The following is a 23566-nucleotide window of genomic DNA, read 5'->3' as shown; positions in this document are numbered from 1 at the left end:
GCTATAGTTTTAATAACCAAAAATTTGTGGCAACAATTGTGAGGTAAATTTGTATCTTGCGCGCTCTTTTTACAATAAGTACATTTAAAAGTTGATATGGATATAATGAGTTATTTGCGGGATCGGATGGGAAAGATCCTTGCAATTGTGATCGGGTTGGCATTAGCGGCCTTTATTATTGGCGAGGTTGCCCGTACAGGCAGTTCGCTGACACAAGGTTCGCGTAATGAAATTGGTGAAGTTGGTGGCGAAGCCATCGGCTTTGAGCAATACAACAAAAAGGTAGAGACAAATACTAATAACTTTTTACAGCAATCTGGCCAGGCGGCTACGCCACAGATCACCGGTTACATACAGGAAACTACCTGGAATGAATTGGTAAGCCAGATCATTTTGAAAAAAGAGATCGAGAAATTAGGCATTGCCGTGGGCGAAGCCGAAACTAAGGACATGATCCAGGGATCTAACCCTAACCCACAGATCGTACAGGCTTTTGGTAACCCGCAAACCCGCGAGCTTGACCGCTCGAGGTTGAACTCGTTCCTGACCAGCTTGAAAAGCGCTAAGGCCGACGATCCTATGAAAGTGCAGTGGAAGGATTTTGTTACCCAAATGGTTCAGCAAAAACGTACCGAAAAATACTTGGCCCTTGTACGCAACGGCCTTTACGTTAACTCGCTTGACGCTAAGGACGATTACGAGGCTAAAAACAAACTGGTTAACTTTAAATATGCCGAGCTGAGCTACGCCAGCTTGCCTGATGCTAAAGTTACCCTGACCGACGGCGACTACAGCGATTACTACAACAAGCACAAAAGCATGTTCAAAAACTCGGTAGAGACCCGCAGCTTTGATTATGTTACTTTCAACGCGTCGCCATCTGCAGAAGATAGCGTTGCTGTAAAAGAGCAGGTTGCTAAATTAGCCGCCGACTTTAAAACTGCCGCTAACGATTCGTTATTTGTACAGATCAATGCCGATACTAAGGCTCCTTTAACTTATCAGCGCAAAGGCCAGTTAGATCCGGCTATCGATTCGGTAATGTTCTCGGCTGCTAAAGGCATCGTTTACGGTCCGTACCTGTCTAACGGTTCGTACAAAGTTGCTAAACTGGTAGACAGCCGCGTAGGTCCTGATTCTGTTAAAGCAAGCCACATCCTGATCAACCCGGCTACCGAAGGCGGTTTGGATAAAGCACAAGCTAAAGCAGACTCTATTAAGAAATTGATATCAGGCGGCGCATCTTTTGCCGAATTAGCTAACAAATATTCAACCGATACCCAATCAGGCGCAAAAGGCGGCGATCTGGGCACATTCGGTCGTGGTGCAATGGTTGGTCCGTTTGACGAGGCTGTTTTTAACGGCAAGCCGGGTGACCTGACCACTGTTAACACTCAATTTGGTGTACACATTATAAAGATAGAGAGCCAAAAAGGTTCGTCTAAAGTTGTTAAGGTAGCCGTTGTTGACAAGCCATTACAGGCAAGCTCAAAAACACAGTCTGCTGCTTACTCTAAAGCGCAAGGCTTCCTGGCATCTATCAAAGGCGATAACTATACCTTAGAGAGCCAAAAACAAGGCTTAAGAGTGGAGCGTGCTACCGATGTTACCCCTACTGCTAACGCGGTTACAGGTTTAGACAACGCACGCGATATCGTACGTTGGGCTTACAAAGCTGATATTGGCGATGTGCCAGATCAGGTTTATACCATCGGCAGCCTGTACGTTGTGCCAAGATTGGCCGAGATCAGGCCTGAAGGTTACTTGCCGGTAGATGCTGTTAAAAAACAGATAGAAGTACAAGTACGTAACGCGGTTAAAGCCAAAACCCTGACCACTAAATTTGAAGGCGCGTTAAGCGGTGCTTCATCTATCGACGCCGTTGCTCAGAAAATAGGCACTAATGCTGTCCCTGTAGAGAATATCGTATTTGCTAACCCCGTATTGCCTGGCTTATCTGCCGAGTACGAAGTGGTTGGTACTTTATTCGGCCTGCCGGTGCACAAATTGTCTAAGCCTATTGCCGGCCAGCATGGTGTGTTCGTTGTATATGCCGAAAGCTTTACTAACCCGCCTGCATTGACCAACACGGTCAACCAAAAACAATCTATCAGCCAAACGTTACTGCAACGTGCGGATAATAGCTTGTTCGAGGCGTTGAAAGATAAGGCTAATGTAAAAGATAACAGAGGCAAGTTCTTATAACAGCAATTAAAAGTAATTTTGCATCCGGGATAAGCGTTAAGCCTATCCCGGATTTTTTTTGTCTTGAAATTCAACTTTTTAAAAGGAATTAAGTCTTACCTATAATAGGGACTGTGATACGGTTATGGAAATACAGGAGAACATTGTAAATAAAGTAGCATTAAGCGGTTTGGTCACTATAGACCCGGCATCGTTCTATCCGCAGGGAGAACGTGTGGTGTATGATGTGGTGAATAATCTTTTCCATGGATTGATGCTGCGCGAAAAAGATCTGCGCGATTTTGTAAAGGAACACGATTGGACCCAATATCAGGACAAGAACGTGGCCATTACCTGTAGCGCCGATGCTATTGTGCCTACCTGGGCCTACATGCTTATAGCTAACCGTATGGCCCCCTATGCCCGCGAAGTTGTTTTTGGTGATGCTGCCGTGCTGGAGACCGTTCTGTTCGAGAAAGCGATGGCCAAGGCAGACCTTGAACAATATGCCGGGCAAAGAGTAGTTATTAAGGGGTGCGGTGATACCGAGGTGCCTGTGTCGGCTTATGTGGAGTTAGCTAAAAGGCTGACACCGATTGTAAAAAGCATGATGTATGGCGAGCCGTGTTCTACCGTGCCCATATACAAACGTAAAGACTAATTATCCCCCTGATGAAATTTAGGATCACCGTGTTCTTTTTATTCCTGTTCGGCCCGGCCGCTTTTGCACAAGAGCCGCAGCAAAACAAGGAAGAGGTTTTTAAAGTTGGCGAGGAACTTAATTACCGGATGAAATACGGCTTTTTCACCGCCGCCGAAGCGCACTTGCGTGTGGCCGAGTCGGACATTAAGTTTGATGGCAAGCCTGCTTACCACATTATAGCCGATGGTAAGACCGCCGGCTCTTTTGACGTATTCTACAAGGTACGTAACCGCTACGAGAGTTTTATCGACAAAACTACGCTGCAGCCTTTCCTGTATACTGAGAACCGCCACGAGGGCAGCTGGAAACACACCGACAAAGTGGTGTTTGACCGAAAGGAAAATAAGATCACCGCAAATAAAGGGACCTATCCGCTAAAAGGGCGTGTGTTCGATTTCCCGTCGGCCTATTACTTTGCCCGTTGTTTGGACGTGAGCAAGATGAAGGTGGGCGATAAATTTGACCTGCATTACTTTTTAGAGGACAGCACACAGACCCTCGGTATTACTTACGTGGGTAAAGAAGTGATCAAAACCGACCTGGGTAAATTCAGCTGTTTAAAGTTTAACCCAACCATTATCCCCGGTCGTATTTTTCGTAAGAATAGTAAGTTGTATCTTTGGATCACCGACGACGAGAACCGCATACCTGTAAAAGCGCAGGTAGAGGTTGTGGTAGGTAGCCTCACTATGGAAATTACCGAGGCTAAAGGTTTAAAATATCCGCTTACACCCATAAAAAAATAATGATAGAAGTTGGCAGTACCTTGGTGCACGAGGACGTAGTGAAAGAGAATTTTGTGTGCAACCTCACCAAGTGCAAAGGTATCTGTTGCCTTGAGGGGGATTCGGGCGCGCCGCTTAACCACGATGAGTTAGGCATACTGGCCGATATCTATCCAAAGGTGAAACCCTACATGACCCAAAAGGGCATCGAGACCATAGAGCGTGAAGGCACCCACGTAACCGATTTTGAAGGCGACTATACCACCCCATGTGTAGACACCAATAAAGAATGCGCCTATGTGACCTGGGAGAATGGCATTACCAAATGCGCTATCGAAAAAGCATACGAGCAGGGAGATATCAGCTGGAAAAAACCCATCTCCTGCCACTTATACCCCATCCGCATTACCGCTTATCCAGAGTTTGACGTGCTGAACTACGACCGCTGGAGTATCTGCAGCCCTGCCTGTAGTTTCGGCGACGAACTAAAAGTGCATGTGCACGAATTCTTAAAAGAACCGCTTATCCGCAAGTACGGCGCTGAATGGTATCAAGAGCTGGAAGAGCAAGTGGCTGATATGTAACCCTAAGATCGCTCTCATATTCAAAAAAACCGTTTTTTTATCGACGGCATTTATTAGCCTAAGCACCGGTTGACAGCCAATGCCCAAGAGTTGCTCATGCTCGATCGGGCTGTGTTTATCTCGCGTACCAAATCCCGCATAAATGGAAAGATGATCGAATGGAACGGACCTTGTCGCCTTTAACAGATCCATCTATACCTTTTTAGATACTATAGCTGACGATACTACCCTTCAAGATCGTCGTTACATCTTACCATTCACTTATTTATAATTATTCTAAATAATTTGGGATTAAATCAACATTAGTGATACATTTGCGCCATTATTTATAATTGGTCTTAATAAGAATGAAAAACACTCAACTCAAATTTATTAAAACGATAGCCGCGGTGCTTACGCTGCTGGCGATTTTGGCTCCAGGCAATATTTTGGCGCAAAACTCCCGTGGTACCATCACCGGTAAAGTTGTAGCCGCCAATAACGAGGAAGCCGACGGCGTTTCCATCGGTTTAGAAGGTACTACTTACGGTACTATCACTAATAAAGCGGGCGAATTCAGTTTCCGCGCCCCGGCCGGTTCATACAGTATAGTGATATCTTATGTCGGTGTAAGCCCGGTACGCGTTCCCGTAACGGTGACCGCAGGCCGAACAACCGCCGTGCCGCAGATCGCTATCCAGGCTAAACTATCGCAACTGAGCGATGTGAACATCATCGCCAGCCGCAACAACCGTTTTACCGCACGGGTGAGCGTTGATGCTGCCAAGATCCCATTGAAGCCGTTGGAAAACGCGCAAGTTTATACCACGGTTACCGGTGAGTTATTGCGCGAGCAACAAGTATTTAGCAACGATGACGCTTTGCGTAATGCGCCGGGCATCCAAAAGATGTGGGATGCTACCGGTCGTGCAGGCGATGGTGGTGCCTACTTTACCATGCGTGGTTTTGTGGTACAGACCAACTTACGTAACGGAGTTGCGGGTTTGGTTACAGCAGCGTCTGACGCGGTGAATACCGAGAAACTGGAAGTGATCAAAGGCCCTTCAGCTACATTATTCGGCAGCACATTAACTTCATTTGGTGGTTTGATCAACCGCGTTACTAAAAAACCCTACGAGAGCTTTGGTTTAGAAGTAGGCCAAACAGTAGGTAGCTACAACCTTAACCGTACCAGCATCGATCTGAACACTCCCGTAACTAAAGATAAGAACGTTCTGTTCCGCTTAAATGCGGCTATGAACAATACCGGTACTTTTCAAAACTATGGTAAAGCTAATGCCTGGACATTCGCGCCAACCTTGACAATCAAAGCTAATGATAGGTTAACCATTACCGCCGAGGCTGAACTGTACTATAATAAAACATCATCTTTAACTCCCTTCTTCTTTTTTTACAACCAGCCAAATGCTTTGGGAGCATACAAACCAAGCGACCTTCGCTTTGACTACAACCAGGCTTACGTGAATGATGATGTTACCCAATCATCGCGTAGCACTAACTACATGGCTCAAGCCAACTTTAAGTTATCTGATAAGTTCACATCGCAAACATTGGTTACCTCTACCAACAGTTTCTCTAACGGTAATGGCCCGTATTTTTACCTGATGAATGATGCTACTGCCATCGATGTTACCACGCCAAAAGACTCTACCGGTGCCCCTATCGGACCATCACCGTTAGCAGATCTTCCTGGTGACAACAATTACATTATGCGTAACAATCAGGCAACCTTCAATAGCCGCTTAAGAGGTATCGAGATTCAGGAAAACATCAACGGCGACTTTAAAATAGGCAACGTACGCAATCGTTTCGTATTCGGTTTAGACTACCTGTTCCAAAACAGCCGCCAGATCTATTACGGTGGTCCAGCAGATTTTGCCCCGATCAGCAGCTCCACTTTTAATTACGGATCATACAACAAGGCTTTAGTAGATGCGGCTAACGGCAACTTTGTTCCGAACGACTTTAACTCGTTCCCGTATATTTACAAAAAGAACACGTACAGCGCTTATCTGTCTGATGTGGTTAACCTGACCGATCAGCTGCTTGTTTCGGCCGGCGTGCGTATCGACCACTTCCGCACTAATGGTACATTCAATGTTTCGGGTCTGAGGGTTGAAGGTGACGGCGGTAAAGCTTTTAATCAGACCGGTTTCTCGCCAAAATTTGGCTTGATTTACCAGCCTATCAAAGATGAGCTGTCTTTATTTGCCAATTACCAAAACGGATTTAATAATCCGGGCATCTTTACAAATTCGCGCGGCGAAGCTACAATAGCTAAATTACAGAACGCTAACCAATTAGAGGCTGGTGTTAAAGTGGCCTTATTTAATGGTAAGTTGAACGGTACTGTAAGTTATTACAACATCAAAGTTACCAATACCCTGATAGGCACTACTGCAGAACCGGGCGCAGTAATTCCGGCTGGTGCTACTCCGCAAATACAGGATGGTGCGCAACGCAACAAAGGTTTCGAGGCCGACTTTATTGCCAACCCTTTTACCGGGTTTAACGTTGTTGCAGGCTTTGCTTACAACGAGTCTGTTTTGATCGAAGGCCCGGCCGACTCTAAAGGCCTGCGCCCTAACACTGCAGGTTCGCCATACCTTGCCAACTTTTACTTAAGCTACCGTTTGCCTGCAACAGCTGTTAAAGGTTTAGGTGTTGGCTTTGGTGGCAACTACGCCAGCAACAACAAGATCCTTAACACGTATAGTGGCGGTACTTTTGAGTTACCTGAATATATGGTATTTAACGCGAATGCCTTTTACGACAAAGCAAAATACCGCGTAGGCCTGGCCGTTAACAACTTGTTAGATAAGCAATACTACACAGGTTACACCACCATCAACCCGCAACGCTTACGTCAATTTGTGTTAAGCGCATCGTACAAGTTTTAATTTAAAATATGACCCCATTTAAAAAAGCATTGCTTTTTTGTCACCGCTGGCTCGGATTTATATCCGGGCTTGTGGTGTTTATAGTGAGTATCACCGGATGCATCTTTTGCTTTCAGGATGAGATACAAGATGCCCTGTACGATCATCGCCATGTAGTAGCGCAGGATAAACCCTACAAAAAACCGTCAGAACTGCTGGCATCGGTCAAAAGGGACTTTCCCAAGGCTATCTCTACCGATTACATTGTTTACTATGGCAAGGACCGCCCGGCAGGCGTGTTTGCCAATATGGGGAAAGATGGCTTCGAGTACGTGTTCCTGAACCCCTACACGGCCCAGATCACTTACCACGAAAAGCCGCAGACTAACTTTTTTGTGATCGTGGAATACATCCACATGTACCTGCTTATCCCGCCGCCTATCGGTAAATGGGTGGTAAGCATAGCTGTGATCATCTTCATGTTGATCATGGTAACCGGGCTTATCCTCTGGTGGCCTAAGCGCAAAAGCGACCGCAAGCGCAGCTTCACCATTAAGTGGGGCGCCAAATGGCGCAGGGTTAATTACGATCTGCATAATGTGCTGGGCTTTTACGCCACAGCTGTTGCGCTGATCCTGTCCATATCCGGACTGGCAATTGCTTTTGAAGCTGTGAGCGAATTCTTTTACAAGGCAGCCAACGGCGGTACTACCTATGCCTGGGAGAAAAAAGAGGTACACTCGGATTCTTTGCATACTACTTTGACCGCCAAGCAGCCTGTGATCGATATCGCCTTGGCACACGCCCAAAAAGTATCGCCGATGGCCGAGATGTTCCTGATCCATAACGATCCGACCTTATCGGGCGCTATCGGGGTTGGTGCTTATGCCAAGTCCTACCATTATTACCGCCGGGATGGTTGGGAGTTTGACAAATACAGTGGCAAGCTTTTACAGACTTACATGATGGACAAGAAAAGCGCCGGACTTAAATTACAGGAAATGAACTACGATATTCACGTAGGGCAGATCTTAGGTCTGCCAGGCAAGATCATTGCTTTTTTGGCCAGTTTAATAGCCGCCAGTTTACCTATTACCGGATTTATTATTTGGTTAGGTAAACGCAATAAAAAATCCAAGCCGGGCAAAGGCGGACCAAGGAGACGTGCCGTCGCCGCCGCCTGATCTGAGCTTGATGATATGGTTAACGCCTCCGGACGATAAGTTAGGGGGCGTTTTTTGGTTTTACCACATCCCGCCAAACGAAGAAGGATCTGCCGGACCTTGTATTTGTGCAATGACAACCCCGGAGGTACGAGGTGTTAATAGTCGATACAACTAAGATATAAGACCCCACAGGAGTTACCTAAATAACCACCTCATCCAAATTGGATAGCGATTTGCATTACCATCATGCATTAACACTAAAACTAAACACATGAACTTAAAACGAACTTTTGGAGCTATACTTAGCGTATTGGGGATCATCGGACTGATCTATACAGGTGTCGGTATCGTACAGCAATCAGTACAGACCACCACAGCGATAGTTGTAGGTGTCATCGGCGCGATATTTTTCTTTACAGGCATCAGTCTGATCCGCAATACGGCCGATACGGCTAAGTAATTACTGCTTAACCGCTGCCAAAACCACTTTAGGCAAAGCGGTAACCGCACCATCCGGAGAGATGCTTAAACCCGACTCCGGGAAGTCTAACTCGGTCAAATATTTGATGCGCGCTGCTGCCCTGTTGGCGGTATCGCGCATTAAGCCATAAGGGCGTACTTGTCTAAAGGAATGTATCTTCGCGCTCAGGAACTCACCTTTGCGGTTGATCTTCACTTTTAATACCGACGACAATCCGCAGATACCTTCCACACTCACACATCGATAAGTACAAAAATTACCCAGGCTGTAGGCGATAATGCGGTCTTTGTATAACTCCATAGCCCGTTGTACGTGCGGGCCGTTACCTAAAACCATATCGGCCCCTGCATCGATAGCGTTGTGGGCAAACAGGTAAACGTCGCCGCGTTTCTCGCCCATGTAAAGCTCCATGTCACGTATCACGTGTTCATACTCAGTACCCTCGCCGCCGCCGTGGAAAGAGACGATCAGGATATCGCAACGGGTACGTAATTCGCTGATCACTCTCGTCGCGTTCTTCAGATCAAGCAGCGGTAACACATGTGCGTTAGGCGAGAAAGCCACAAATCCATACTTCACACCCTTTACGGTAAATACCGAGGTCGGCCGTGTCAGCTGGCCACCATGATTAATGCCTAAGGAATCGAGTACCTCAATAGTACTCTTGCGTCCCTGATAGTTAAAATCGTTATTGTGATTATTGGCCAAGCTCAACACATCAAAGCCGGCATCTTTAATGATCTTGCCGTAATAGGTCGGCATGCGGAACTGGTAGCCTTTGTGGATAAAGCGCAACTTATAAGGGGCAGGCGAGCCTGTATCCAGCAAAGTACCCTCCAGGTTACCCATGGTCACAACGGCCGATCGTAGTTCGGATAGCGCTGCATCAAAACTATGCTTGCCGCTATCGGGCGGTAAAGTGCTTTCGTTAGGGTATGCTGTGCCTAACATGATGTCGCCGACGGCAGCAATAGTTAAGGTCGAGTCGGGTTTTGCTTTAGGTTTTGTGTTAGTCGGCGCGATCGTAAAAGCAGGCTTAGCTACTTGCCTGATGGGCTGGTAAATACACGCGCTAAAGACAAGCGTGGCGGACAATAAGGTTATGGCGGATAAGGTCTTCACGGCTCAAAAAAAATCCCCCAACTGGTTTGTCGGGGGATCGGTATCATCGTTTAGGGTTAAAATTATTGTTTGTCTTCCGTCAAAGCCATCGTTGCGGCATCCGACTTAAATGCCTCTAACATGCGGCCGCCTTTGTAAAAATAGCGGTGGTAGTAAGAGTCGTCAATATTACTGATCGCAACACCTTTGCTTGCAGCATGAGCAAAACGGCCATTGCCTAAGTAAACACCAACGTGCGATATGCTGCGGCTATGTATCTTAAAGAACACCAGATCGCCTTCTTTCAGATCATCCTTAGCTACCGGGGTAACCATACTGAAGATATCACGTGAGTTACGTTTGATATCCAGATTAAATACTTTACCGTAGATCTCTTTAGCAAAACCGGAGCAATCTATACCGCTCTTGGTTGCACGTGCAAAACGGTACGGGGTACCTATCCAATCATAAACGGCTTGAAACAATTTTACGTTAGAAGTAGCATTTAATGCCACACCCATCACTTGCGATAAATAATCTTTAGCTAAGCTTTCCTGCTCTTCAACTTTTTCCGGAGCAGCAGTTACTGGAACAGTTTTTGTTTGCGCTTGCGCCGCTAAAACACTGATAAATAGCGCAATAAAAAGGGACAGTTTCTTCATTAATCCTTAGTTTGTTCGGGTTAATTATCCAAAAGCGTTCAGTAAATCAAACACTTTTGCCTTTCGTGATGACAAAACTATACAAATATTCCTAAATACCAAACAAATTTGGAAAGTTTAACATAAACTTTAAGTAGTGGAGTTTTAAACGATCGTTAATAAAGTTTCTTTATAACTAAGAAACAGATAGCCCACACCATTGGTGTTTTACCTCTTATCAACGTACTGCTAAAGCAATGGCAGTGGTATTCCCCTAAATTAGGGGAAAGCAAAGGCAGTACAAATTGTAGCGACTTTCATAAGGGGTAATAGCCTAAAACCACCTGCCGCTCTACCAATTATCATCATTTAACACCTGCTTAACCTAGCGCACAAAAAAATTATGCATGAATAGTATTTAAAATGTTATTGCGGAAACAAAACTACCCGCAACGGCTTTTAAAAGCCAAAACATAACTTTGCCAAATATTGTATTGCAAAACAATGTTAATAAGGCTTTTGGTCGATAATATAGGCCGTCTCGCCATAAATAATTCTTTATAACAATGCTATTGCAGTTTCGGAATATTGCGGGATATAATTAGATTTGCGCTTTAACTCCAGAATTGATCAAATTAACCAAATGGGTTCAATAGCTATTACTAAAGAGACTTACCTGATGTGGTATGAGCAAATGTTGCTGATGCGCAGGTTCGAAGAAAAGACAGGACAACTTTACGGACAACAGAAGATCAGGGGCTTTTGCCACCTGTACATCGGTCAGGAAGCCGTATTAGCCGGAGCCATGTCTACCATGAAAAAAGGTGACAGTATGATCACTGCTTACCGCGATCACGCTCACGCTATTGCAATGGGTACTGCCCCTAAAGCCGTTATGGCCGAAATGTATGGCAAAGCTACCGGTTGCTCTAAAGGTAAAGGCGGATCTATGCACATGTTCGATAAAGAGAACCACTTTTACGGTGGTCACGGTATCGTAGGTGGTCAGGTACCACTGGGTGCTGGTGTAGCATTTGCTGAGAAATTTAAAGGTACCGACTTTGTGAACGTATCGTACATGGGCGATGGCGCTGTACGTCAGGGTGCGCTGACCGAGACCTTTAACATGGCGGCTCTTTGGAAATTGCCTGCTATATTTATTTGCGAGAATAATGGTTACGCCATGGGTACTTCAGTAGAGCGTACTACAGCACAAACCGATATCTATAAATTAGGCTTACCTTACGGTATCCCTTCATCAGCAGTTGATGGTATGGACCCGGTAGCGGTACACAACGCCATGGACGAAGCTTTTGCCCGTGCACGTGCCGGCGAAGGCCCAACTTTCCTGGAGATGCGTACTTATCGTTACAAAGGTCACTCGATGTCGGATCCGCAAAAATACCGTACTAAAGAGGAGTTGGAAAGCTACAAAGCAAAAGACCCTATCGAGGCGGTGAAACAAACTATCGAGAAAGAAGCTTATGCTGATGAGAAATGGTTTGAAGAAATGGATGCTAAAATAAAAGCTATTGTTGACGAAGCGGTACAATTTGCCGAAGAGTCGCCATGGCCTGAGGCTTCTGAATTATATACTGATGTATACGTTCAGCAGGATTATCCTTACATCCGCGACTAATCATTTAGATATTTAAAATAACCAAAATTCATCAAAACTGAGATATGGCTGATGTAGTTAAAATGCCTAAGATGAGCGACACCATGACCGAGGGTGTACTTGCTAAATGGCATAAAAAAGTGGGTGACACGGTAAAGTCGGGCGATGTTATTGCCGAGATAGAAACGGATAAAGCCACTATGGATTTTGAATCGTACCAGGACGGCGTTTTGCTGTACATCGGTATAGAAGAAGGCGCTGCCGCACCTGTTGATACTGTAATTGCGGTATTAGGCAAAGCCGGCGAAGATTATAAAGCTGCTTTAGACGGCGCTGGCTCACCGGCCGCTGCACCTGCTGAAGAAAAGAAAGAAGCTGCACCTGCTGCCGATAAAGCACCTGCTGCAACTCCTGCCCCGGCTGCAAAGAAAGTTGATACCAGCAGCATCCCGGCTACGGTTATCCGTATGCCATTGCTAAGCGATACCATGACCGAGGGTACCATTGAAAAATGGAACTTTAAAGTTGGTGATAAAGTTAAGGCTGACGATTCGTTAGCTGACGTAGCTACCGACAAAGCTACCATGGAAGTGGTAGGTTACGAGGCCGGTACTTTATTATACATCGGTATTAAAGAGGGCGAAGCTGCCCAGGTTAACCAGATCATTGCCATTGTAGGTAAAGAGGGTACAGATGTTACTCCTTTATTGCAAGATGATGGTGGTGCTGATGCTCCTGCTGCTGAAGCTGCTCCGGCTGAAGATAAAAAAGAAAGCGCACCTGCCGCACAGGCATCTGCTGCTCCGGGTGCTACTGCAGCCCCTGCTGATGACAGCCGTGTAAAAGCGTCTCCGTTGGCACGTAAGATCGCTAAAGATAAAGGCATTAACCTTAATGATGTTAAAGGCAGCGCAGAAGGCGGCCGTATCATAAAAAAAGATATCGAAGGCTTTACCCCTTCAACTAAAGAGGTGCAGGAAGCTAAGGCTGCTGATGCCGCTCCGGCTAAAGCTGCTCCGACATTGCCTACTTACACCGGCGAAGAGAAATTCACCGAGCGCAACGTTACGCAAATGCGTAAAGCGATCAGCCGTCGTTTATCAGAAAGCTTGTTCACCGCTCCGCATTTCTATGTGACCATGTCTATCGATATGGACTCAGCGATCGCGGCACGTGGCAAAATGAACGAGTATGCTCCGGTTAAGATATCATTTAACGACTTAGTGGTTAAAGCTTGCGCTGTAGCCCTTAAATCTCACCCGGCTATCAACTCATCTTTCTTAGGTGATAAGATCCGTACCAACGAGCACGTACACATTGGTGTAGCCGTTGCGGTTGACGAAGGTCTGTTAGTACCGGTGATCAAATTTGCTGACGGCAAAACATTAAGCCACATCTCTGCCGAGGTTAAAGATTTTGCAGGTAAAGCGAAGAACAAGAAATTGCAACCTGCCGAAATGGAAGGTTCAACTTTCACTATCTCTAACTTAGGTATGTTCGGTGTCGATGAGTTCACTGCCATCATCAACACCCCTAACGCTTGTATCTTAGCGGTTAGCGGTATCCAACAAGTACCTGTTGTTAAAAACGGTGCTGTTGTAGCCGGTAATGTAATGAAGGTTACCCTAAGCGCCGACCACCGTGTAGTTGACGGTGCATTAGCCGCAGGCTTCTTACAGACCTTAAAATCGTTGTTAGAAGAGCCGGTTAGGTTGTTAGTGTAATTTTTTAAGTCTTGATTCGAAAGTCTCAAGTCAGAATATTGAAGAGCTCCAATTTTATTGGGGCTCTTTTTGTTTATAATGCCCTTATAACGAAATACCCTTGCGCCAAGCGCCTCGCCGGAATGTTAATAGTTTTCCACACCCATGCCGCACTAAAACATTAAATAGATAAATTTACTTTTTAAACTTAAAAAGTATGAGTACAGTACACATCCCCCGTTTAGATCTTGATACTTACATACATGGCACGCCCGAGCAGCGCAAAGCTTTCTCTGATGCCATTGGCGATGCCTTTAATACCACTGGCTTTGTCACCATCACCAATCACGGTCTGAGTAAGGAACTGATAGATAACCTTTACACCCAGGTACAAAAGTTATTCGCTTTACCAGATGCTGTAAAACAAAAATACGAAATACCCGAACTGGCCGGCCAGCGTGGTTATACCGGTAAAGGCAAAGAGACCGCCAAAGGATTTAAAGTACCCGACCTGAAAGAGTTTTGGCAAATAGGCCAAACCGTTACAGACGGCGATGCTGTAAAAGATCAGTACCCGGATAATGTATTGGTTGACGAATTGCCTGAATTTAACGACGTGACCTTTGAGGTTTACAGCAAATTGGAAGCTGCCGGCAAATCCCTGTTGCAGGCCATATCAGTTTACTTAGGTTTGGATGAGCACTATTTTGATAAGCACGTTAATAACGGTAACTCTATCCTGCGTACGCTGCACTACTTCGGTATCGAAGACCCTGACTCGTTACCTGCCGACGCGGTACGTGCCGGCGCTCACGAAGATATCAACCTGATCACCCTATTGATCGGTGCCAGCGCAGATGGCCTGGAACTGCTGACCCGCGAAAATACCTGGTTCCCGGTGAGCGCCCATGGCGAGGATGTGGTAGTGAACGTTGGCGATATGCTGCAACGCCTGACTAACGGCAAGCTAAAATCTACCACGCACCGTGTGGTGAACCCGCCGCTTGAGTTGATGAAAAATTCACGCTTTTCGGTGCCGTTCTTCCTGCATCCAAGGTCGGACATGGACTTGACCAGCCTGGAGTCTTGCATCGATGCTGAACATCCAAAACAATTCAGCGATATGACGGCCGGCGAATACCTGGACGAGCGTTTGAGAGAGATAGGGTTGAAGAAGTAATTTAACACAAATGCACTTAACGGGTGTCATGGTGAGCCCGTCGAACCATGGTGGGCAAGCCCTCTGCACCATCCTTCGACAGGCTCAGGATGACACCCATTTTTATAAGGAAGCGTAAAGTCGGATGCACTTCTCTCCTAAAACCCTAACTCTTCCGTCGCAAAGAACGGTTTGTGTTTGGTCACCATCAGCACTACGCCGCTGGTCAGCTTTTCGCTGTAGAAGTTTTTGATCAGCTTGTCTTTAGCAGCATCTAAACGTTTAACGGTAACGGGTTTTACAACACCGTCAACATAGCCATAATTCTCGCCGCCGGTCGGTTTAGCATAGCTGCCTTCCATTTTCGATGTATCGCGCACACGGGCTATTATACGGGTGGCGGTATCTTTTACCACCGGGGTTTTAAAGTGGGCAAAGTTCTCTTTGATCTCGGTTGAGCGCTCCAGCAAATTAAAACTCAACGGAACAGTGTAGCGTTGCCTGGTCACGTGGCCGTTCTGCACACCCGGCTCCCATTTAGGCATAGTGGCTAACACGCGCACGGCCTCTTCGTCGGCGCCGCTGCCGATACCGCGCAGTACTTTAATGCCGGTAATGCTGCCATCTGTCTCTACAATAAAAGTGCAGAACACTTTGCCTTGTACATTCTTTTGACGGGCCAGGGTAGGGTATTTAATATGATCCGACAGGTATTCGTAAAAAGCATTCTCTCCACCCGGGAACGAGGCATTCTGCTGCATCAGGCCGCCCACTTTTACATCAACCTGTGGTGCAGGCAACTTAACGGCCACTTGCTTTACAGCCGCCGCGTGGCGCCTGATCACGGCGCGCAGATCGTTCTGGTCATCTTCGGACATGCCGGTAAAACCTTCTACCGCAGGGGTAGCGAACATTTTGTTAGCAGTTTTATCTATAGCCTGGATGGTTCTGCTTTGATCTACCGTAGCCGATGATAATACCAGCATCAACGCGAACAACGGGGCCGACAGACCGTACTTCACCAGCATCATCCAGTGCGAGCGGTTCTTGTGCATCATTTGCAAACGCTGCTTTAACAAGCTGCTGTTAAAGAAAGGATTGATCAGCCTGTGCGGCGGCGTAACAAAGGTTTGGCTCACTAACAGCATGGCATATTCGCCTTTGTTAGTGCCTGATGCTATGGCATCGCGGTCTGCAATAAACTCGTGGATGTATTTTACAGCGTTGCGATACAGATACACCACCGGATTGAACCAGTTGAGTATCATAATAGCCTCTAACAATAAAATATCTACCGAATGCCATTGGCGGGCGTGCACTTCCTCGTGCGCATTGATCGCCAGGTTATCGCTATCCTGCTCTTCTATCCTGATCTGGTTAAAGAAAGAAAAAGACCTGTCCGCCTGTGGCTTGCTTATAGCGTAGTTAATGACCGCCAATTGGTAAAAAAAGCGCAGGCCAAGGAAAATGATACCGGCAAAATAAACGCCGGTAAGTACCTGGCCCATGGTGATCTGGTTGGCCGGTGTAGCGTGGGCCTGGATGGTGCTGATCATGGCCGGGCCTACCTCAAATATGGTTTGTTGTACCTGGTGGGTAATAAAAAGGCTTTTGATCCAGCTCGATTGTATCAGCGGGATCAAAAAAGACAATATAGCCGAGCTAACCAGGTAAACCCGGTTAAGATTGAAAAATGTTTCCTTACGCAAAAACATTGCGTAGAACACAAAAAACAGTGTCAGGTACACATTAGCCAACAACAAATAATGCCACCAGGTCATAATTTACTATTCTTTAAGTTTTTCGATCAGTTTCATGATCTCGTCGGCCTCTTTAAGGTCTATCTTTTCTTTTTGAACAAAGAACGAGAACATGCGTTTAACCGAGTTATCAAAATAACCGTTCAATAATTTATCGGTCGCAAAGTTTTGGTATTGCTCGCGGGCAATTATCGGGAAGTACTGGTGGCTTTTACCATAGGCCTTATGGTCCACAAAACCCTTGGTCTCCAGGATGCGGATAATGGTAGATACGGTATTGTAGGCAGGTTTTGGCTCCGGCAAAATGTCAATAACTTCTTTAACAAACCCTTCTTTTAACTGCCAAAGCACCTGCATTATCTGTTCTTCGGCACGGGTCAACTCTTTAATTTCCATAATATCTGTTTTTATTTCCTCATCTTGCATGAGGCCTATTTGCGCAATAATGATAAAGCTAAAACTAATGGATTAGTTTTCCAAATTTATTTTGCGTTTTAAAACAATTATTTCAACCGCCGCTTATAAACCGATCATGTATATCACTTTTCACGGCGCTGCCCGCAACGTTACCGGCAGCAAACACTTATTGCAATTAAATAACGGCACCAACATTTTGCTGGATTGCGGCATGTTCCAGGGCTTAGGCGAGCATACTGCCGACTTTAACGAGCACTTTGGCTTCAACCCAAAAAAGGTCCAACACCTGGTACTGTCGCACGCGCATATCGATCATTGCGGGTTGATACCCCGTTTGGTGGCCGAAGGCTTTAGCGGACCGATCTATTGCACACCGCCAACGTTGGATCTGGCCCGTATCCTGCTGCTGGATTCGGCCAAGATACAGGAGCAGGATAGCGCCTATACCAATAAACGCCGCCGTAAAAAAGGCCAGCCCGAGATAGAAGTGCTATACACCGAGCAGGACGCCGAGCAGGCGCTTAAACAATTTAAGACCATCGAATATCACGAGGAGTACCAGATAACGCCCGATGTAAGACTTTACTTTAGCGATGCCGGCCACGTGGTAGGCAGCGCGGTAACACACCTTACCGTTACCGAGGACGGCAAAGATACCCACATCACCTTCAGCGGAGACGTTGGCCGTTACGGTGACCTGATCCTGAAAAGCCCGCAGAACTTTCGCCAGTCGGACTATATCCTGATGGAATCGACCTATGGCGATAGCTTGCATGCCGATATTGGGCCGATAGAGGATGCGCTGCGCGATATCATCCAGGAGACCTGCATTAAAAATAAAGGCAAGGTGATCATTCCTGCCTTTAGCGTTGGCCGCACCCAGGAGTTACTTTACGCGCTTAACTCGTTAGAGTTGAAGGGCCAACTGCCCGATGTTCCGGTTTACGTAGATAGTCCGCTATCCACCAAGGCTACCGAAGTTTTGAAAGATCATCCCGAGGTATTTAACCGCGATGTACACGAGGTGATGAAGAAGGATGCCGACCCATTCGGCTTTAAAGGCCTGCGTTTTATAGAGGATACGGCCGAGTCGGTAGCACTGAATACGTCAACGGAAGCATGTGTGATCATCTCCTCATCGGGTATGGCCGAGGCGGGCCGTGTTAAGCACCACATCAAAAACAACATTCACGACCCTAACTGCACTATACTGATCGTTGGCTATTGCGAACCCAACTCGCTTGGCGGCCACCTGCTTGCCGGCGATAAACAGGTTTACATTTTTGGAGACAAGTACGATGTTGTTTCTAACGTAAAGTCGATCAGCTCGATGAGCGCACACGGCGACTATGAGGACCTGCTCCGTTTCCTATCCAGTCAGGACGCGAGCAAGGTCAGCAAAGTATTTTTGGTGCACGGCGAATACGATATACAACAACGCTTTGCAGAACGGTTAAAAGAACAAGGATTTAGCAACGTGGAAATACCATCGCAGCATCAGAAAGTGAAATTGAGGTAGTGACTTAGAGGCCTTTGGTATTGATATAAAGATAAGAAATTTTTGGCTGATATGGAAATAAACAGCTCTGTTAAAGGACTTTTTTGAGGTATAAAGGAAATAACGCGCCCGGGATAGCAAATAAATAGATGGTGTGTTTGACTAAACGTCAGCACCTATTTACGCAGATCTTTTAAAGTATGACCGGAGTAGTAATGTTTGCCGTCCTTAGCGCCATCCCACACGTTAGAGACCTCTTCCATTCTTACAGGTGTCTCGTCTTCGAGACCAAGTTTCGTTTTGGTGATCCGCCTGAATACGCGGTTCCAACGTCGTTTATCCAGTTTCTCTGAACTTGCCGTGGTCTGTCCAAATATCGGTGTTTTACGTTTAGAGCGGGCCATGGTAGGGTTTGGTTATTTATAAGTCAAATCTACAAAATATATACCCGATAAACCGTTGTCCGCTGATCACATAGAACATCCCTCAAAACAAAATCCCACCCTTGTTCCTTTTTATAACATGAGAAGAGAGCGATTATTTTATGCTTTGGCAGCCGCCGCAGGCGCTGCCGCGGTCACCTATAAATTAATGTCGAGGGATATCCCTAAGGGAGCAACGGTTGTAGAGCCTTTTCATAAAATGCGCTATTTGGGCCTTTGGCACGAGATAGCCCGCATGCCCAGCTGGATAGAAGAGAACCTGACCCACGTAACCGAGGATTATTCCCTTAATGATGACGGCACCATAGAAGTTGTTACCCGCGCCTACCATACCCAAAAGGAACGCATGATATCGGCCACCGGCCACATCAAATTTGCCGGTCCTGAGGACGAGGGCATGCTCCGCGTATCGTACTTTAAACCGGTGTATTTTGCTTACAACGTGTTGGATGTGGATCAGGATTACAAATACGCGCTGGTATCCACCAGTAATTTAGACTACCTGTGGATCCTGTCGCGAGAGAAAAGTGTGCCGTATGATATCAACCGCCGTTTCTTGAGCAAAGCTTTAGAGATAGGTTTTGATATATCCAAGTTAGAGTGGATGGCCTGGTAAAATAAGTATTACAACAAGGGGCGGCATTTTTATATGTGGTTATAAACCACTACTTTCATCAGATAAACCTTAGATGAAAGCATGAGATATGCCGTCCTTATCGCATTAGTGTTCATAACGTCGCTTTGTCGCGGGCAAAACCTGTCCGGCCATTGGGAGGGCGAATTGCCGCCCGTGACCAAGGAATTGGCCTACAAAGTAACCATGGAGATCAAACACACCGGCGACAGTCTTACGGGCAGTGCCCGCTATCAGGCAGGGGATTATTGGGTGTTGCAGAAATTTAAGGGGACCATTAAAGGCAGTGACGTGCTGTTGGAAGAATACAGCGTTAATGGCTGTAACTGCATTAACGGGGTGAAATTCTGCCTTAAAAAAATGAAAGGCACCATCAGCACCGATCTGGGTAAAGCCGAATTTAAAATTGAAGGCACCTGGACCAGCGATACCTATTACGACGGGCAAAAGTATGTAAAAGCGAACTGCGCACCGGGTAAGTTTTTTATCACCAAGGCAGTGCCGCCACCACCACCCACGCCGGTGGTAGCAATACCCCAAGCGCCGTTAGCAGCCCCGATATCGGCCGGCAACCCACTGGGTAAAAATTTTAACGTAGTACGGGCATACAAGCGACCTGTGCCCTTGTATCTGCGTAAAGAAAAGATCGACCGCCCGCTCGATGGCTATTACTTACAGCACCATGTCGACTCGGCCAAGGTTACGCCTTATGCTCCGCTGCGCGAGGCCGATGTGATATTTCAAAAACGCATTTGGCTGGAGATAGATCTGCGCGAGAAATTCAATAATTACATGGCCGCGCCAAAGTCGCGCCTGATAGACGCGCTGATGGAAGGCGTAATGCAGGGCCGACTGATCGCCTACGATCCAACACCAACTCCGGATGATCCGGGTGGAGATGCCTTTTATAAACCCCTTAAACCGGAGCAGGCAATGGTGCGCTTGTCCGACAGTGCGTTGGTGACCAAACGCGATGCCGAGAACAATATCATCGACAGTAAATTGCAGGCCAACCCGTTCGATCCGGATAGCATCGTCCGTTTCCGTATAAAAGAGGATTGGATGTTCGATAAGCAGCGCTCGGTTTTTGAGCCGCGTATTATCGGTATCGCTCCATTAATAAAACCCAAAGGCAACGCCCCGGGGATGGATTATACGCCTGCCTTTTGGATCTATTTCCCCGAGGCCCGTAAAGTATTGGCGAACAAACCCATTGCCAACGCCAGTAACGATGCTACCGGTTTGAGTTATGACGATGCTTTTATAAAAAGACTATTCGCAGGTTATATCATTAAGCAGACCAACGCTGCCGATGAACGCATCAAAGACTACACCCTGGGCATCGACCGCTTGTACGAGGCCCAGCGCATCAAAAAACAATTGATGGACTGGGAGCTGGACCTGTGGCAATATTAAGCCGCCATGAATTTTTTGTAAATTGAAAATACGGCATCGTTGATAATTTATATAAATTACAACCCTCTAAATGGGTAACGCACCATCGCCCATGGATCAATAAAATGTACGATATCTGCTGCATAGGCCACATCACGTCAGACAAGGTAGTAACCACCCGCTCCGAGCTTTACATGCCCGGTGGGACGGCGTATTATTTTTCGTGCGCGGTAAGTAAACTGCCGTTGCAATACTTGCTGGCGACCGCCATTGCCCCTGCCGAGATGCATTATGTAAAGCAACTGGAGGATATGGGCACCACGGTAAAGGTGCAGGAAAGCCAACACACCGTATTCTTCGAGAATATTTACGGCGAGAACCAAGACGACCGTACACAGAACGTTTTGGAAACAGCCGACCAATTCGCGATACCTCAGTTTGATGCTGTAGACGCGCAATATTTTCACTTAGGACCGTTGCTGGCAGGCGATATCTCTACCGAACTGATCCAAACCCTGGCCACTAAAGGCAAGGTAAGTTTGGATGTGCAAGGTTACTTAAGGCAGGTGATAGACCATAAAGTCTATCCCGCCCAATGGGACGAAAAGCAACAAGCCCTGCAATATGTGGACATTGTTAAAGCCGACATTGCCGAACTGCGCACCCTATCCGGCAAAGACACCGTAGCCGAAGGAGCCGAACTGCTTGCCAAATGGGGTGTAAAAGAGATAGTGATCACCAATGGCAGCCAGGGTTCGCAAATTTATGCTGACGGCATTTGGTTCGATATCCCGGCCTACGCACCCAATGAGGTAGTAGATGCCACCGGCTGCGGTGATACCTACATGGCAGGCTACTTATACCAACGCCAAAAAGGTGCATCTATCCCCGATGCCGGCAATTTTGCCGCTGCCATGGCAGGGTTAAAAACTGCCAAGCCCGGGGCGTTTACGGGAACCGAGGATGACGTGTTGACTTTCATGAGAGCAAAGGACTAATGACGCCTTTTTTAAGCTGATCATTCTATCTTATAACTCGTCCCCTGTGCATCCAGCACCAGCACCCAATCATGCCCGTAGCCATTATCCGGCGGGGTGTATTTCTTTTTTACATTGGGTTGCGTGCCGATATTACGCACTTTGCCATCCCTCGGGTTGAACCAATAGGCGTTCAGTTGTTCGCCGCTGATCTTGCCGGGAAGCACGGTGAAGGGCTTACCCCATGCCGAGTAGATAAAGATGAAATCCTTACCACGGGTGGCCTGGATACGTTCGGCGGCGGAGTTATTATTTTCTTCGATGATGGACTGGTCGGGCACACGGTCTAATATCGGGTGCGATGTCATTAGCTTTTTCAAGTACGTCATTTGGTTAGCACCGGGCAGGTCTAAGGCATCATACCAATAATTATGCGGACCGTTGATCGGGTCATGTTTAGGGCTATACATCTGCCAAACATCGTGGCAGCCATAGGTATGCCCGAATGCGCCCGAGAACAGGTCCAGATAGGCATATTTACGTACATCATACGGACTTGAAGTACCCAGATCTTTGGCGTTAAAGCATATCGGGTGATCCTCGTACAGCGGTTCGCCATCCAGCACCGGGCGCGTAGGCTGGCTATTGTACGATGCTAAGATCTTATCGTAAATGGGAGAGTCGCGGCAATGCCCGTTCTGGAACATATTAAAATCGAACCAGCTCTCGTTATTGAACCATTGCGCCGAACCCAACTGATTAGGCTGACAATGATAGGTGACGAAGGCTTTTGGATCGGCTTGCTTAATGGCTTTACCCATGGCGTTCCACACGGCTACTTCTTTGGCGTTTTTCGGGTTGCGGTCGCCGCCTAAAACCCATACCAGGTTCTTTTTGCTTTTATAACGCTTTACCAGCCAGGTGGCATAAGTGGCCGCGTTCTGCTCGTTAAATATCTCCGGTCCAATACCCCATTCTTTGTTCAACTTATCGCCCCAGGTGGGCAGCAAAGCAATATTGAGACCTAACGATGCGGCTTTATCGATCACGTAGTCCACATGTTCAAAGTATTTAGGATTGGGCTTGGTCGGGTCGTTATTATCTAAGGGTTTTTCGCCATAGGGGTTGGCTTGATTCAATCCGTCAAATTCCGCCAATACTACGGCTTGTATCATGGTAAAACCTTCTTCGGCCCGGCGTTTCAGATATCTGTCGGCATCGTTACGGTCCAATCGGTGGAAAAGCTCCCAGGCGGTATCGCCCAACCAAAAAAAGGGTTTGCCGTCCTTTAAAACATGGTGCTTATCTGCGCTAACTATAAATTGCGCAGATGAATTAAAATGCAGTATTAGCAAAATAGCGCACAGTAATAGCTTTTTCATGGGCCTGATGGTTTATCTTGGTTAGGATTAAAGCTAATGCATATATTTTTAATTTGCTAATGGTTGATAGCGTACGCTTTACGTACGCATGCGGACGTTCCTGCAAACACCAACAC

20 protein-coding genes are annotated in these 23566 nt (G+C 46.7%); 14 read left to right on the top strand and 6 right to left on the bottom strand.

Translation table 11 applies throughout. The annotated features are described in order from the left end of the window. Positions 1-96: 96 nt before the first annotated feature. The 7 genes from IRJ16_RS06085 to IRJ16_RS06055 all read left to right on the top strand — a co-directional run bounded on the left by IRJ16_RS06085 (position 97) and on the right by IRJ16_RS06055 (position 8701). A complete protein-coding gene (locus tag IRJ16_RS06085) occupies positions 97-2205 on the top strand; it encodes a peptidylprolyl isomerase (protein WP_194110634.1) in 2109 nt (702 codons plus the stop codon). Between the two features lie 124 nt (positions 2206-2329). Further along, positions 2330-2845 (top strand): DUF2480 family protein, encoded by a 516-nt coding sequence (locus tag IRJ16_RS06080; protein WP_194110633.1) that lies wholly within the window; start codon positions 2330-2332, stop codon positions 2843-2845. A gap of 11 nt (positions 2846-2856) precedes the next feature. Further along, positions 2857-3633 carry a DUF3108 domain-containing protein gene (locus IRJ16_RS06075; protein WP_194110632.1) on the top strand — a complete coding sequence of 259 codons (777 nt, stop codon included), beginning with the start codon at positions 2857-2859 and terminating at the stop codon, positions 3631-3633. Further along, positions 3633-4196, top strand: a complete 564-nt coding sequence (locus tag IRJ16_RS06070) for a DUF3109 family protein (RefSeq protein WP_194110631.1) — start codon at positions 3633-3635, stop codon at positions 4194-4196. Before IRJ16_RS06075 ends, IRJ16_RS06070 begins: the two co-directional genes overlap by 1 nt. A gap of 347 nt (positions 4197-4543) precedes the next feature. After that, positions 4544-7096, top strand: coding sequence for a TonB-dependent receptor (locus IRJ16_RS06065; RefSeq protein ID WP_194110630.1), 2553 nt, complete (start codon positions 4544-4546; stop codon positions 7094-7096). A gap of 8 nt (positions 7097-7104) precedes the next feature. Then, positions 7105-8259, top strand: a complete 1155-nt coding sequence (locus IRJ16_RS06060; RefSeq protein WP_194110629.1) for a PepSY-associated TM helix domain-containing protein — start codon at positions 7105-7107, stop codon at positions 8257-8259. Positions 8260-8512: 253 nt separating this feature from the next. Beyond that, a complete protein-coding gene (locus tag IRJ16_RS06055) occupies positions 8513-8701 on the top strand; it encodes a hypothetical protein (RefSeq protein WP_194110628.1) in 189 nt (62 codons plus the stop codon). On the opposite strand, the gene IRJ16_RS06050 is transcribed toward IRJ16_RS06055, so the two are convergent. Together IRJ16_RS06050 and IRJ16_RS06045 are read right to left on the bottom strand one after the other, a co-directional pair. Beyond that, positions 8702-9844: a CapA family protein gene (locus tag IRJ16_RS06050; protein ID WP_194110627.1), complete on the bottom strand. Its 1143-nt coding sequence runs from the start codon at positions 9842-9844 to the stop codon at positions 8702-8704. A 62-nt stretch (positions 9845-9906) separates the two neighbouring features. Next, positions 9907-10485, bottom strand: coding sequence for a C40 family peptidase (locus IRJ16_RS06045; RefSeq protein WP_194110626.1), 579 nt, complete (start codon positions 10483-10485; stop codon positions 9907-9909). Positions 10486-11107: 622 nt separating this feature from the next. On the opposite strand from IRJ16_RS06045, the gene pdhA reads away from it, so the two are divergent. From pdhA to IRJ16_RS06030, 3 genes are all read left to right on the top strand, one after another. Next, entirely contained in the window at positions 11108-12103 is a 996-nt protein-coding gene (gene pdhA / locus IRJ16_RS06040) for a pyruvate dehydrogenase (acetyl-transferring) E1 component subunit alpha (RefSeq protein ID WP_194110625.1), read from the top strand. Positions 12104-12147: 44 nt separating this feature from the next. Further along, complete coding sequence (locus tag IRJ16_RS06035) at positions 12148-13806, top strand: dihydrolipoamide acetyltransferase family protein (RefSeq protein ID WP_194110624.1); 1659 nt, start codon at positions 12148-12150, stop codon at positions 13804-13806. A 196-nt stretch (positions 13807-14002) separates the two neighbouring features. Beyond that, positions 14003-14965: an isopenicillin N synthase family dioxygenase gene (locus IRJ16_RS06030; protein ID WP_194110623.1), complete on the top strand. Its 963-nt coding sequence runs from the start codon at positions 14003-14005 to the stop codon at positions 14963-14965. A gap of 137 nt (positions 14966-15102) precedes the next feature. Here IRJ16_RS06030 and IRJ16_RS06025 read toward each other — a convergent pair whose 3' ends face one another. Continuing rightward, positions 15103-16725: a TonB family protein gene (locus IRJ16_RS06025; protein WP_194110622.1), complete on the bottom strand. Its 1623-nt coding sequence runs from the start codon at positions 16723-16725 to the stop codon at positions 15103-15105. Positions 16726-16731: 6 nt separating this feature from the next. Beyond that, positions 16732-17100, bottom strand: coding sequence for a BlaI/MecI/CopY family transcriptional regulator (locus tag IRJ16_RS06020; RefSeq protein WP_194110621.1), 369 nt, complete (start codon positions 17098-17100; stop codon positions 16732-16734). Between the two features lie 136 nt (positions 17101-17236). On the opposite strand from IRJ16_RS06020, the gene IRJ16_RS06015 reads away from it, so the two are divergent. Then, positions 17237-18640, top strand: a complete 1404-nt coding sequence (locus tag IRJ16_RS06015) for an MBL fold metallo-hydrolase RNA specificity domain-containing protein (protein ID WP_194110620.1) — start codon at positions 17237-17239, stop codon at positions 18638-18640. A gap of 155 nt (positions 18641-18795) precedes the next feature. On the opposite strand, the gene IRJ16_RS06010 is transcribed toward IRJ16_RS06015, so the two are convergent. Continuing rightward, a complete protein-coding gene (locus IRJ16_RS06010; protein WP_194110619.1) occupies positions 18796-19023 on the bottom strand; it encodes a hypothetical protein in 228 nt (75 codons plus the stop codon). 118 nt (positions 19024-19141) lie between these two features. Here IRJ16_RS06010 and IRJ16_RS06005 point away from each other — a divergent pair, with 118 nt between their 5' ends. The 3 genes from IRJ16_RS06005 to IRJ16_RS05995 all read left to right on the top strand — a co-directional run bounded on the left by IRJ16_RS06005 (position 19142) and on the right by IRJ16_RS05995 (position 22089). Further along, positions 19142-19678 (top strand): lipocalin family protein, encoded by a 537-nt coding sequence (locus IRJ16_RS06005; RefSeq protein WP_194110618.1) that lies wholly within the window; start codon positions 19142-19144, stop codon positions 19676-19678. 81 nt (positions 19679-19759) lie between these two features. Beyond that, positions 19760-21112 carry a type IX secretion system ring subunit PorN/GldN gene (gene porN, locus IRJ16_RS06000; protein WP_228079897.1) on the top strand — a complete coding sequence of 451 codons (1353 nt, stop codon included), beginning with the start codon at positions 19760-19762 and terminating at the stop codon, positions 21110-21112. Positions 21113-21216: 104 nt separating this feature from the next. Next, positions 21217-22089, top strand: coding sequence for a PfkB family carbohydrate kinase (locus IRJ16_RS05995; protein WP_194110617.1), 873 nt, complete (start codon positions 21217-21219; stop codon positions 22087-22089). Positions 22090-22109: 20 nt separating this feature from the next. Here the strand turns inward: IRJ16_RS05995 and IRJ16_RS05990 are convergent, their stop codons facing one another. Further along, positions 22110-23450 carry a glycoside hydrolase family 140 protein gene (locus IRJ16_RS05990; RefSeq protein WP_194110616.1) on the bottom strand — a complete coding sequence of 447 codons (1341 nt, stop codon included), beginning with the start codon at positions 23448-23450 and terminating at the stop codon, positions 22110-22112. Between the last annotated feature and the right edge of the window lie 116 nt (positions 23451-23566).

The sequence above is a fragment of the Mucilaginibacter myungsuensis genome (genome assembly GCF_015222005.1).
GTDB classification, from domain to species: Bacteria; Bacteroidota; Bacteroidia; order Sphingobacteriales; family Sphingobacteriaceae; genus Mucilaginibacter; species Mucilaginibacter myungsuensis.
The sequence above is the reverse complement of the archived record's forward strand: the minus strand, read 5'-3'. Positions and strand labels throughout refer to the sequence as shown.